Origin of the sequence: Pandoraea cepalis (assembly GCF_902459625.1) — a bacterium.
GTDB lineage: Bacteria > Pseudomonadota > Gammaproteobacteria > Burkholderiales > Burkholderiaceae > Pandoraea > Pandoraea cepalis.
This window is the reverse complement of record NZ_CABPRY010000002.1, coordinates 408,725-422,050: the sequence shown is the minus strand read 5'-3', so window position 1 is coordinate 422,050 and position 13,326 is coordinate 408,725. Positions and strand designations below refer to the sequence as shown.

6 protein-coding genes are annotated in these 13,326 nt (G+C 66.4%); 4 read left to right on the top strand and 2 right to left on the bottom strand.

From position 1 onward, the window contains the following. Positions 1–71: 71 nt before the first annotated feature. On the bottom strand, positions 72–2,951 hold the full coding sequence (gene glnE, locus PCE31107_RS06800; RefSeq protein WP_150607338.1) for a bifunctional [glutamate--ammonia ligase]-adenylyl-L-tyrosine phosphorylase/[glutamate--ammonia-ligase] adenylyltransferase: 2,880 nt from the start codon (positions 2,949–2,951) through the stop codon (positions 72–74). Between the two features lie 155 nt (positions 2,952–3,106). Here glnE and PCE31107_RS06795 point away from each other — a divergent pair, with 155 nt between their 5' ends. From PCE31107_RS06795 to aroG, 3 genes are all read left to right on the top strand, one after another. Next, a complete protein-coding gene (locus PCE31107_RS06795) occupies positions 3,107–7,486 on the top strand; it encodes a YhdP family phospholipid transporter (RefSeq protein ID WP_150607336.1) in 4,380 nt (1,459 codons plus the stop codon). Between the two features lie 420 nt (positions 7,487–7,906). Next, on the top strand, positions 7,907–9,367 hold the full coding sequence (gene tldD / locus PCE31107_RS06785) for a metalloprotease TldD (protein WP_017235819.1): 1,461 nt from the start codon (positions 7,907–7,909) through the stop codon (positions 9,365–9,367). Positions 9,368–9,820: 453 nt separating this feature from the next. Continuing rightward, positions 9,821–10,894: a 3-deoxy-7-phosphoheptulonate synthase AroG gene (aroG, locus tag PCE31107_RS06780; protein ID WP_017235820.1), complete on the top strand. Its 1,074-nt coding sequence runs from the start codon at positions 9,821–9,823 to the stop codon at positions 10,892–10,894. A 114-nt stretch (positions 10,895–11,008) separates the two neighbouring features. On the opposite strand, the gene PCE31107_RS06775 is transcribed toward aroG, so the two are convergent. Beyond that, positions 11,009–11,569 carry a cob(I)yrinic acid a,c-diamide adenosyltransferase gene (locus PCE31107_RS06775; protein WP_150607334.1) on the bottom strand — a complete coding sequence of 187 codons (561 nt, stop codon included), beginning with the start codon at positions 11,567–11,569 and terminating at the stop codon, positions 11,009–11,011. Positions 11,570–11,903: 334 nt separating this feature from the next. Between PCE31107_RS06775 and PCE31107_RS06770 the strand changes: the two genes are divergently transcribed. Continuing rightward, the gene (locus tag PCE31107_RS06770; RefSeq protein ID WP_150607332.1) at positions 11,904–13,325 is read left to right on the top strand and encodes an FAD-binding oxidoreductase; all 1,422 of its coding nucleotides are present in this window, start codon (positions 11,904–11,906) and stop codon (positions 13,323–13,325) included. The last annotated feature ends 1 nt before the right edge of the window (position 13,326 follow it).

Here is a 13,326-nt window from a genome sequence, read left to right as displayed (position 1 = left end):
CCGCGCGCCGATCGCTCGCGGGGCAATCACGGGCTCACGGGCGGCGATGCATCGTCCGCCCGTGAGCGTCGTCAAACCGGCCCGGCGCTCGCGAACACCGAATCCCACAGCGCCATGACGGCGTCGCGCTCGGCCGCCACATCACTGGCCGGCACGCGGGCCGCTTCCACCCCATCGAGCCGCAACTTGTGCTGGCGTTTGCGATAGATCCGATAAGCAGCGGCCGCACCGTCCGCAAGCGTCGCGTCGATCAGCCCGAGTTGCGCCGCCTCGCGCAACAGCGCGATATTGCCGGCATTGCGGAGCAGCGACGGATGCGCCCCCGAATGCAGCAGCACCAGGTACTGCACGGTGAACTCGATATCCACCATGCCCCCGCGATCGTGCTTCAGATCGAACAGCGGGGTCGGGTTCGGATGCCCCTCCAACACCTTGCGCCGCATCGACACAATTTCCTGGGCAAGCGGTAGCGCCTCGCGGGGCGTCGCGAGCACCTGCGCGCGGATCGTCTCGAACGTCGCGCCAATCGCCTCGTCCCCGGCACAGAAGCGAGCCCGCGTGAGCGCCTGATGCTCCCAGACCCACGCGGTGTTCGCATTGCCCTCGCGGAACTGGTACTGGCGGAAGCTCTCGACGCTCGTCACCAACAAGCCCGACAAGCCGTTCGGCCGCAGCCGCAAATCGACGTCGAAGAGCGTGCCCGCGCCGGTGTGCGTGGTGAGCCAGGTCACGAAACGGCGAGCGAGCGCGGCATAGGCGTCCGGCGCGCGGTCGTCATCGTCGTCGTAAAGGAAGATCAGGTCGAGGTCGGACACATAGCCCAGTTCCTTGCCGCCGAGCTTGCCATACGCGATGACCGAGAACCGCGGGACCTCGCGGTGGCGCGTGGCCACGTGCTGCCAAACCGTCGAGATCGTCACGTCGACAATGATGTCCGCCAGTTCCGAGAGCCTGTCGCCGATCGCCTCGACCGACAACGTGCCCTGCAAATCGAGCAGCAGGATGCGGAATACCTCGGCGTGATGCGCGCGCCGCAGAATATCCATCTGCACTTCGACGTTGCCGGCCGCGCCCGACGCGTTCAGGCTCAACAGCAACTGTGTTTTGAAAGACGCCCAGTCGAACGGCGCGGCGAGCGCTTCGTCGTCGAGCAGCTCGTCGAGCAATTGCGGGTGACGAATCAGGTAGCCTGCCGCCCAACGCGAGCCGGCCAGCACCTTGACGACGCGCTCCAGCGCGCGCGGATACTCGGTGAGCAGCGCCAGATACGAACTGCGACGGCTGATGGTCGAGAGCAGGTCGAGCATGCGCGCGAGCACGGCGTCGGCCTCGCCCGTGCCCGCCGCGCCTTGCACGGCGCGCTGCACCAGTTGATCGAAGCGGCGCCGGCTGGTTTCGCCCAGCGCCTTGTAGCGCGACGACGTCCAGACGGCGCGTAGCCGGTCGAGGGCACCGTCGGCGTCGGTGAAGCCCAGGCGCGCGAGTTGATCGCCGAGATCGCCCGTCTGCGTCTCGTCGGCCAGACATTCGCTCCACAATTCCGGCGGACATTCGCAATCGCCTGCGCCCGACGCGGCCTTGCGCCCGCTGCCGCCGGCCTTGTCCGCGAAGATCTCATCGAACTGCGCGGCGACGAACTCGCGATGCTCGTCGAGCACCGTCATGAAGCTCGCCTCGTCGGGGAAGCCCATGGCACGTGCCACCGCGAGACGATCGTCGCCGGAGGCCGGGAGGATGTGCGTCTGCGCATCGTCCAGATACTGAATACGGTGTTCGAGCTTACGCAGGAAGACGTAGGCGTTCGCGAGTTCGTCGGCCACATTCTGGGCGAGCCAGCCGCGTCGCGCCGCCACGCCCAGCACGGCGAGCGTCGGCCGCACGCGCAGTTCCGGCTCCTGCCCGCCCCGAATCAGTTGGAACACTTGCGCGGAGAACTCCACTTCGCGAATGCCGCCGCGCCCGAGCTTGATGTCGTTGATGCGTGCCGGCTTGGCGCGCGCGCGGCGCTCCGCCTCGTGACGAATCTGCTCGTGCAGCGCGCGAATCGCGCCGATCACCCCGTAATCCAGGTAACGGCGGAACACGAACGGCTGGACCAGTGCCGCGAGCAGCCGCTCGGTGCGCTTGCCGGGTTCGCTCGCCACCTCCGACACCAGCCGCCCCTTGATCCACGCGTAGCGCTCCCACTCGCGCCCCTGCACGTAGAAATACTCTTCGAGCATCGGCAGGCTGCATACGAGCGGCCCGGAATCGCCATTGGGACGCAGGCGCATGTCCACGCGGAACACATAGCCGTCCGGCGTGAGTTCGGAAATCATGCCGATCAGCTTGCGACCGAGCTTGGTGAAGAATTCGTGGTTCGAGAGCGATCGCAAGCGGCTCGCCGCCGCCGGATCGGCATCGTCAGGCGCCGACGTATCGCCGTCGTCTTCATAGACGAAGATCAGGTCGATGTCCGACGAGACGTTCAATTCGCGTCCGCCAAGCTTGCCCATGCCGACCACGGCAAGCGTCTGTCGCTGCCCGTCCGCATTGCGCGGCACGCCGTGGATGGCTTCGAGGTCGCGCGAGAGGACCGTGATGCCCGCCTGGATGGCGAACTCGGCGAGGGCCGTCATGGCTTCGGTGACCTCGGCCAACTCGGCGCGACCGTCCAGATCGCGCTGCATGACGGCGCACAGGGCTTCCCCGCGCAGCACGCGCAGCGCGCGGGCGAGGCCCGCCTCGTCGACGCCCGAGACCCCTGTGGCTTGCTCGGGCGGCGATAGCTGCGTGCCGGTGATGGCTTCGAAGCGACGGGCGAGCCAACGCGCGTCCACAGGGTGCTCGGCCAAGGCGGGCAATGCCTCGACAAGCGCGGGACGGCTCGCCAGCATGCGTGCCGCGTAGCGCGAGTAGGACGGGATATCGATGGGATTTTCGGATGAACTCACTGGCGGGGTTCCGGTCATCAATGAGATTGAAGAGACTTTCGAAGGTTTACCCGTGCGCGATGAAACGCCGGATCACACGTCTATTTCTCCTACGGCCGGGCCGTCGGGCGGCCTTGGGCTTGTGTTACAGTCTTTGCCACAGAAACTACCACATTCCCTCGTAGACGCGCAGCATGACCGACCGTAAGCCGCCCGCCTCGTCCACCGGCAACCGGTCCTGGTTCTCGTCACTGCCGCGTGGCTTGCGACTGGGCCTGGAATGGCTGCTGGCGCTCGTCGTCATCGCCTATTTCGGACTCGGCGCCGTCGTCCTCACAACCCGCTACGTCATCCTGCCGCGCGTGTCGGACTACCGAGCGCAGATCGAAGCGGCTGCCTCGCGTGCCATCGGCCTGCCCGTCACCATCGGCCGCATCGATGCCGTCTGGCACGGCTGGCACCCTTACCTGACGCTCGAAGACGTTCGCATCACGCGCCGCTCCCCCGCCGCGCGCGCGCCCTCGCTCAGCGCTCGAACGACACCCGCGACGCCCGCGACACCCGCGACGCACGCAGCACGCCCCTCGCCGGACACGCCGCCCGGGGCGCCACCGCCCGCCGAGCCCAGCCTGACGCTCCACCGCCTCGATGCGGTGCTCTCGTGGACCAGCCTGATCCACCTCGACGTGCGCCTGTCGAACCTCACGTTGTCCGAACCCGATCTCACCATCGAACGCCTCACCGACGGTTCGATTCTCGTCGCGGGCATGCCGGTGACCGGCGGCGCCGCGACCGACTCGACCGCCGCCGACTGGCTGATGCGTCAGTCGCGCGTCGTGATCCGCAACGGCACCTTGCGCTGGCGCGATGCCACGCGCAACGCACCCGACGTCGTCGTCACGCAGGTCAACGCCATGCTGCGCAATCGCGGCTTCGACCATCGATTCGGCATGCAGGCGACGCCGCCGACGGGCATCGTGGCACCGCTCGACATTCGGGCACGATTCACGAATCCGCTGTTTGCTCGCCCCGGCGAAGTCAAACGATGGCGCGGTCAGCTCTACGGCGAGGTCGGCACGCTCGACCTGACCGAACTGGCCCGCTACGTCGACTTGCCGGGCAAGGGCACGCGCGGTCGCGTTGCCGCGCGGGCGTGGGTCGATTTCGACGATGGGGCGATCACGGGGGCAACGCTGCGCGCCGCGGGAGCGAATACGTCGGTGCAATGGGCCGACGATTTACCGCCGCTCACCTTCGACGCCACGCAGGGCCGGATCGACGTGACCCGCGTAACGCCCCACGCCGACGCCGGCTGGCAACTGCGCGCCCGCGATCTGACATTGCAAGCCGCGGGCCGCCCGACGCTCGACGTGCCCGATCTGCGCGGCACCTACGCGCCGGGCACGAACGAGCACGGACTGCACGCCACCTTTGCGGGCCAGCGCTTCGACATCGGCGCCGCGATGGCGCTCGTGCCGTCGCTGCCGCTCGCCCCGCAGACGCGCGACGCGCTCGCGAGTTTTCAGCCACGCGGCCGACTGGCCAATTTCGACATCAGCTACCAGGCCCCCAAGCCGCACGGCCCGGGCAACTGGCGCGACCTGCCGGGGATCCGGCAACTGCCGCCCGAGCGCGAACGCTATCGGGTGGTCGCCGACTTTGAAGATCTTGGTGTCGACAGCGCACCGAGTGAGCATCCGCCGGCGCACCCGGGGTCGCCCAATGCGGGACGCCCGGGCTTCGCCAATCTGAGCGGGCACATCGACGCCGATCAGTCGCGCGGCAGCCTGACCCTCAACGCGAAGCACGCCGCGCTCGACTTTCCGGGCCGCTTCGACCAGCCGCGCATCGATCTCGATACACTCACCGCGCGCACGTCGTGGCGCGTCTCGCACTCGGCGACGCAACGCGACGCCCCGGCGGACGTCGAGGTGCGCGTGGACGCCCTGCACCTGCAGAACGCCGAATTGACGGGCGATGTGACCGGCACGTGGCGTAACGGCGGCAAGGGCAACGGCCTCGTCGACCTGAAGGGCAACATTGTGCGCGCAAGCGCCAGCGCGGTGCCGCGCTATCTGCCGACCGACATCGGCGCGAGCGTGCGCGATTATCTGCAACGCGCGCTGCTCGCGGGCACCGTGCAGAACGCGCCCTTCGCGGTACAGGGCGATCTCGACGACTTCCCTTACGGCAAGGGCGGCGGCAAGTTCCGCATCGACATTCCGCTCGTCGACGTCACCTTCAACCCGTCACCGCTGCGCCCCGGCCACACGGAAGTCTGGCCGGCCTTCGACAAGGTGCGCGGCAATCTGCGCTTCGACGCCGACAAGCTGCACATTGCCATCGACAGCGCCACAGTCTTCGGCGTCACGCTCACCCAGGTGGTGGGCGACATCAACGACATCGGACAGGACGATTCCGTGCTCACGCTCAAGGGCGACGCGCGCGGCCCGGCGGCCGACTTCGTGAAGTACCTGAATGGCAGCCCGGTGGGGCACTGGATCGGCGACTTTACCGACGAAACACGCGCGAGCGGCACCACACAGCTCGCGATGCAGTTGTCCATGCCGCTCGACCACACCGATCGGTCCAAGGTCACGGGCCGCGCGCGCTTCCTGCGCAACGACATCACACTGCTCAACGGTCTGCCGACCTTCGGCGCCGTGGACGGGGAACTCGCGTTCACCGAGCGCGGTATTTCGCTCGACAATCTGCGCGGCACGTTCCTCGGCGGCGACGTGCGCGCGTCCGGCGGCAGTCGCAGCGACGGCACCATCGCGCTGAACATTGGCGGCACGTTGAGCGCGCAAGGTCTGCGCGACAATCAGGACAGCGCGTCGCTGGCGCAACTGGCCAAGCGCATGACGGGCGGCACGCCCTATTCGGCAACGGTCACGGTGCGTCAAGGCATGACCGAGGTGGCGGTCCAATCCACGCTCGTCGGCCTGGCCGTGAACCTGCCCGCCCCGCTCGGCAAGCGTGCGGAGACCTCGTTGCCCGCCCGCTTCACGCTGCGTCCCCAGCCGAATCCAGGCGGCCGTCGCATCGATACGCTCGACTTCGCCGTCGGCAGCGTTCAAGGCAATTACGTGCAAGCGCGTAGCGGGGGAAGCGCCGGGAGCCCCGCGCGCATCGAAGTGCTGCGTGGCGGCATTGGCATCAACCAGCCCGTGCCCGCCCCGCGCGAGGGCGTTCAGGCAGCCGCCCAGTTCGATACGCTCGACGTGGACGCCTGGCGAAGCGTGATCGCGTCGCTCACCAGCGACGCCAGGACCGCCAACGCGCCAGCCCCCCAAAGCGCCCCGGGCACGCCGCCCGCCCCGGCGGGGACGCCGGACGCGGCCACGACGGCGCGCGACGAGTTCGGCGCGCTCACGCCCTACCTGCCGACGCGTCTCGCCCTGCATGCCAAGCAGGTGCGCCTGATGTCGCGCCAGTGGCCGGAACTGGTGGTGGGCGCCCAGCGCAGCGATCGCGACTGGCAGGTCAGTCTGGCCTCCGACCTCGTTTCCGGCTTTGCCGAATGGCATGCGCCCGATGCGAAGAACCCGTCGGGCACGTTGCGCGCGCGGCTCGCGAAGCTGGTGATCCCGCGCGAAGACCACGGCAACGATGTGCTCACGCAAGTGCTCGATGAGCCGAGCGACGAGTTCCCGGCCATCGACGTCGTGGCCAATGAGTTCGTGCTTCGCGACAAGCCGCTGGGCCGGCTGCAATTGAACGCGCACAACGATATCGAGGACGGCGTGCCCGTGTGGCAACTCACCCAACTCTCGCTCAGCAACAGCGCCGCCACGCTCAACGTCAAGGGCAACTGGCGCACCTCGCGTCGCCGCGCAGCGCCCGCGGGGAGCGACGACGTGCCGCGCCGCACCGTGCTCGACTTCAATCTCGACGTGAAGGACGCGGGTGGCCTGCTCGACCGCCTGGGGCTGCCCAAGACCGTCAAGGACGGCTCGGGGACGGTCTCGGGCCGCTTCGGTTGGCGAGGCGGTCCCGACGCGATCGACTACCCGACGCTCGGCGGCCGTGTCACGATCGATCTCAAGCGCGGGCAGATCCTGAAGGCCGACCCCGGACTGGCCAAGCTGCTGGGCATTTTTTCAGTGCAGACACTCGCCAAGTTCCTGACGTTCAATTTCAGCAGCGTGATCGGCAGCGGCCTGCCATTCGACAGCATCGACGGGAACGCCACGATGCAGGGTGGCGTGGCCAACACCACCGATCTGACGATCAATGCCAATGCCGCGACCATCAGGATCGACGGTCATACCGACCTCGCGCGCGAGACGCAGGACCTGACCGTGCTGGTGCTGCCAAAGATCAACGCGGCGTCGGCGTCGCTCGCGTGGGCGATTGTCAACCCGGCACTGGGCATCGGTTCGTTTTTCGCGCAACTGGCGCTGGGCGAGCAGCTTTCGCGCACGCTCTCGACGACCTACCATGTGAGCGGATCCTGGGACAATCCCGTCATCGAACAAGCCGACGGCAATAAGAGTAAGATCGTGCCATCCCCGGAAGCGCTGCCCGGCGCGCAAAACAGCGCGCAGCCGTCCGGCATGCGCGGCCACTGAGGGCATTTCCGAGATGCCTGAGACGTTCGGTTTGCACCATATGCCGCTTTATTCGCCAGAAATGCCGGAGACACGGTTTCGCGCCGCCTCCCCCCATGACATGACGAGTCCCGACACACCGTCTACCGCACAGTCCACCGCCGCGCCGGCGTTGCCATACGGACATTTGGAGCGCGCCTTGCCGGGGTCTTTGATGGCCGCATGGGCCGGTTGGGTAGCGACGCCCTGCGTTTTCCCGAGTTGCCCCGTGCCATGGGCGACGGTACGCTCGGCGTCGTACCCGCGGCCCCTGGCGGCCACGGGCCATCGCGCATCATTGCCACGTACTGGCGTGCGCGCGGGGCGGCCTGGCGCGCTGCAGGGTTGATTTCGCTATCTCCGCCCTCATCTATCGAACATATTTCCTTGGCCTGACACCGCATGAAAATCATCGACACCGGCATCCAGAACCTGGCCACGGCCCGCGAGCTGCTGCTCACGCCGTACGGCCTTGACGAAAGCCACCTTCAACGCGCACTGGGCGACATCTTCACGCACCGCGTGGACTACGCCGACCTGTACTTCCAATACACGCGCAGCGAAGCCTGGAGCCTCGAGGAAGGCATCGTCAAATCGGGTTCGTTCTCGATCGATCAAGGCGTGGGCGTGCGTGCCATCGTGGGCGACCGGACTGCGTTTGCCTACTCCGACGATATCTCCGACATCGCGCTCAAGGACGCCGCCGCGGCCACGCGCAGCATCGCCACAGCCGGACGCGGTCGTGTAAAGGTCGGTAGCAAGCTCTCGAATACCAGCGGGCACGGGCTGTACCTGCCGTCCGATCCGCTCGCCTCGCTCGACGCGAACGGCAAGGTGGCGTTGCTCGAACGCATCGAAAAGCTCGCGCGCGCACGCGATCCGCGCGTGTCGCAAGTGATGGCGGGGCTGGCCGGCGAATACGACGTCGTGCTGGTCGCGCGCAGCGACGGCGTGATCGCCGCCGACGTGCGTCCGCTGGTGCGCGTGTCGGTCACGGTCATCGTCGAATCCAACGGCCGCCGTGAAATGGGCAACAGCGGCGGCGGTGCGCGTTTGGACTACGCGTTCTTCACCGACGATCTGCTCGAAAAGTACGTCAAGGAAGCGGTCGACGGCGCGATCGTCAAGCTCGACGCCCGCCCGGCACCGGCCGGGGCGATGACCGTCGTGCTCGGGCCGGGCTGGCCCGGCGTGCTGCTGCACGAAGCCATCGGCCACGGCCTGGAAGGCGACTTCAACCGCAAGGGCTCGTCGGCCTTCTCCGGACGCCTCGGCGAGCGTGTTGCCGCCAAGGGCGTCACGGTGGTCGACGACGGCACACTGTCCAACCGCCGCGGCTCGCTGAACATCGACGACGAAGGCAATCCGACGCAGTGCACCACGCTCATCGAAGACGGGATTCTGCGCGGCTATATGCAGGACAGCCTGAACGCGCGTCTGATGAAGATGCCGGTCACGGGTAACGGCCGGCGCGAGTCGTATGCCGCACTGCCGATGCCGCGCATGACCAACACTTACATGCTCGGCGGCGACAAGGATCCCGAGGAAATCATCGCGTCGGTCAAGCGCGGGTTGTACGCCGTGAACTTCGGCGGTGGCCAGGTGGATATCACCAATGGCAAGTTCGTGTTCTCGATGTCCGAGGCCTACATGATCGAGGACGGCAAGATCACGTACCCGGTCAAGGGCGCCACGCTCATCGGCAACGGGCCCGAATCGCTCAAGGACGTCACGATGATCGGCAACGATATGTCGCTCGACTCGGGCGTGGGCGTGTGCGGCAAGGAAGGCCAGAGCGTGCCGGTAGGCGTCGGTCAACCGACGCTGCGCATGGAGAACATGACGGTCGGCGGCACGGCGTAAGGCGGGCGGCGCATGCCATGTCACGCGTCGGATGGCGCACCGCAAAAAATGCGTCAAGCATAGCAAAGCGCCCGGCTCAAACCGGGCGTTTTCGCGTGTTTCTCGATAAACACGATTATTCGATGCAATTTGATGGCTTGAAATACGCAAAATCCGCGTGTTTTCCGGCCGATTAGCGGCCCCTGCGGTTGCAGCGTCATTCGATTAGGCGTATAAAGTGATTCCAGTGCACGGCAAATGCGTGCAATGCAATGTTGAACACATCTCTCATGACCGCCCATCCGTCTTACTTTTATTTTTTTGCGATTCTCACACCGCTGGCGGAAGGAGAGGGGCAGTTGCAGCAGTAAGCACCGAAACGAATCCTGAAAAACCGCCAGACAGTCTGGCGGTTTTTTTTTGACCCGAATCCCGAGAAACGAACCGCAGTTCGAACTGCGCAGGAGAAATGCCATGCCTCCCCACAACACCGATGATGTCCGTATTCGCGAACTCAAGGAACTGACGCCGCCGGCGCATCTGATTCGCGAATACCCATGCTCGGACAAGAGCGCGGACCTCATCCATCGCTCGCGCGGCGCCATCCACCGCGTGCTGCACGGCATGGAAGACCGTCTCGTCGTCATCATCGGCCCCTGCTCGATCCACGATCCGAAAGCCGCGATGGAATACGCCGCGCGCCTGGTCGAACAGCGCGAACGCCTGAAAGGCGAACTCGAAATCGTAATGCGCGTGTACTTCGAGAAGCCGCGCACGACGGTGGGCTGGAAGGGTCTGATCAACGACCCGCACATGGACAACAGCTTCAAGATCAACGACGGTTTGCGCCTCGCACGCGACCTGCTCGCCCAGATCAACGAACTGGGGCTGCCCGCCGGCACCGAGTACCTCGACATGATCAGCCCGCAGTACATCGCGGATCTCGTGTCATGGGGCGCCATTGGCGCGCGCACGACCGAATCGCAGGTGCACCGCGAACTGGCATCGGGCCTGTCGTGCCCGGTCGGGTTCAAGAACGGCACCGACGGCAACGTGAAGATTGCCGTCGACGCGATCAAGGCCGCGTCGCAGCCGCACCATTTCCTGTCGGTGACGAAGGGCGGCCATTCGGCCATCGTGTCGACCGCGGGTAACGAAGACTGCCATCTGATCCTGCGGGGCGGCAAGACGCCGAACTACGACGCCGCCAGCGTGCAGACCGCCTGCGACGACATCGCCAAGTCGGGCCTGGCCGCGCGCGTGATGATCGACGCATCGCACGCCAACAGCCAGAAGAAGCATGAAAACCAGATCCCGGTCTGCGAGGACATCGCCCGCCAGATCGCCGGCGGCGACGACCGGATCATCGGTGTGATGGTCGAGTCGAACCTCGTGGCCGGGCGTCAGGACCATGTGCCCGGCAAGCCCCTGACCTACGGCCAGAGCATCACCGATGCCTGCATCGACTGGGAAGACAGCCTGAAGGTGCTCGATACGCTGGCCGATGCCGTGCGGGCTCGCCGTCTGGCACGCGGCGCAGGTAATTGATGGGGCGGGCGGCCGGTGGCCGCCCGCTCTGCCCGCCTCCCCGCGCTCCCCGCCGCTCCACCCTCCCCGCGAATTCCCGCGGGCCTGGGGCGCGGTCGGCCGGTCGCGTCGTGGTTATGCCTTGCCTTCGGACCGATCGCGCCGCCACAGCACGTCAGTGCCGCCACCGGCCCGATTGAGCACTCGGGAAAGGACGAACATCAGGTCGGACAGGCGATTGACGTACTGACGCGGTGCGGGGGCCACCGTCTCCTCGACGCCCAGCGCCACCATGGCCCGCTCCGCCCTTCGCGCAACGGTCCGGACCACGTGCGCCAGCGCTGCCGCGCGCGTGCCGCCCGGCAGGATGAACTCCTTGAGCGGCGGCAGATCGGCGTTGTAATGCGCCAGCCAGGCGTCGAGCCTGGCCACCTGGGCATCGCCGATCAGCGTGTGACGTGGCATGCTCAGTTCTCCGCCGAGATCGAACAGATCGTGCTGAATGTCGAGAAGCACGGCGCGCACGTCCGGCGGCAAGTCTTCACACAGCAGCACCCCAAGGTGCGAATTGGTCTCATCGATCTCGCCGATGGCGACGATACGCGGGCTGAACTTGTCCACGCGCGCGCCGTCCCCGAGGCCGGTCTTGCCGCCGTCGCCCGTGCGCGTGACGATCTTGCTCAAACGATTCCCCATCTTCTGCTCTCTGCCCCTTGCGGCACCGCTTTCCCCGCCAGCACGCAATCCGGCTGCGGGGGCCACTTGCCTTCATCGATTGAAATGCGCCGCGCAGGCCCCGGATGGCCACTTTTCGGGCGATTCCGATGGCGCGCATTGGCGGCAAGTCCGTATGATATGACGCAAAGGGTGGGGAAAAACGCCGCCACAGCGTAAAATCCCCGCTCATAAGGCGTCAGGGCATGTGCACCGAAGTATTGTCGTCCCACCCCATGCCCGAGACCCCGCCACCGATTTGGAGCCTGCCACCGCCGACCGGCGCTGGCCGCCCGGAGACCCGAAGGAGAAAGCCGTGAATCATCCCCACCTGCCGTTCGCCGCCAAGCGGGCGTTCCCCGACGTGCTGCTCACCGAGCTCCAAGCACTGCTGGGCGAGCGCGTAAGCACGCAAGCGGCGCTGCGCGAACATCACGGCCGGGACGAGTCTCCGTTCGACCCCATGCTGCCCGATGCCGTCGCCTTCGCGCATAGCACCGACGAGGTGTCGCAGATCGTCAAGCTATGCGCCAAATACAACGTCCCCATCATTCCGTACGGCGCGGGCTCGTCGCTGGAAGGTCACCTGCTCGCGGTCGAGGGCGGCCTGTCGCTCGACCTCTCGGAAATGAATCAGGTCGTCTCGATCAACGCCGAAGACCTGACCGTCACCACGCAGCCGGGCATTTCGCGCAAGGCGCTCAATGAAGCACTGCGCGACACCGGCCTGTTCTTCCCGATCGACCCGGGTGCCGACGCCAGCATTGGCGGCATGTGCGCCACGCGCGCGTCGGGCACCAACGCCGTACGCTACGGCACGATGCGCGAGAACGTGCTGGCATTGACTGTCGTGCTCGCGGACGGCCGCGTGATCCACACCGGCACGCGCGCCCGCAAGTCCTCGGCCGGCTACGACCTGACGCGCCTGTTCGTCGGCAGCGAAGGCACGCTGGGCATCATTACCGAGGCGACGGTGCGTCTGTATCCGCAGCCCGAGGCCGTGTCGGCGGCGATCTGTGCGTTCGCCACCATGACGGATGCCGTGAACTGCGTCATTCAGACGATTCAGCTGGGTGTGCCGGTCGCTCGCGTCGAGTTCGTCGATGCGCTGGCCGTGCGCGCCATCAACAAGCATTCCAAGCTGACGTTGCCCGAGACCCAAACGCTGTTCTTCGAATTTCACGGCAGCGATGCGGGCGTGAAGGAGCAAGCGCAAACCGTCGAGGAACTCGCCAAGGACAACGGCGGTACCGGTTTCGAATGGGCCACCCGCACGGAAGACCGCAACCGTCTGTGGAGCGCGCGGCATAGCGCGTACTTCGCAATGCTGCAACTCAGGCCAGGCTGCCGCGCGGTGACCACGGACGTTTGTGTGCCGATCTCGCGTCTGGCCGAGTGTGTGGGCGAAACCGAGCAAGACCTGCGAGCATCGAGCTTGCCCTGCCCGATCGTGGGTCACGTGGGCGATGGCAATTTCCACGTCGCGATCCTCATTGACCCGGCCAAGCCTGAAGAGATCGAGGAGGCCGAGCGGCTCAACCAGCGTATCGTCGAGCGAGCGATTCGCATGGGCGGCACATGCACTGGCGAACATGGCGTGGGCCTGCACAAGATGGGCTTCCTCGTGACCGAGCATGGCGAAGGCGCGATCGACGTCATGCGGGCGATCAAGACTTCGCTCGATCCGCACAATCTGCTCAATCCGGGCAAGATTTTCCAGCTGCACCCGGCGATCTGAA

Coding starts and splice junctions, on each gene's coding strand:
- PCE31107_RS06775 (WP_150607334.1), bottom strand. CDS start 11,569: ATGGGGAATCGTTTGAGCAAGATCGTCACGCGCACGGGCGACGGCGGC.
- aroG (WP_017235820.1), top strand. CDS start 9,821: ATGCCTCCCCACAACACCGATGATGTCCGTATTCGCGAACTCAAGGAA.
- tldD (WP_017235819.1), top strand. CDS start 7,907: ATGAAAATCATCGACACCGGCATCCAGAACCTGGCCACGGCCCGCGAG.
- PCE31107_RS06795 (WP_150607336.1), top strand. CDS start 3,107: ATGACCGACCGTAAGCCGCCCGCCTCGTCCACCGGCAACCGGTCCTGG.
- glnE (WP_150607338.1), bottom strand. CDS start 2,951: ATGACCGGAACCCCGCCAGTGAGTTCATCCGAAAATCCCATCGATATC.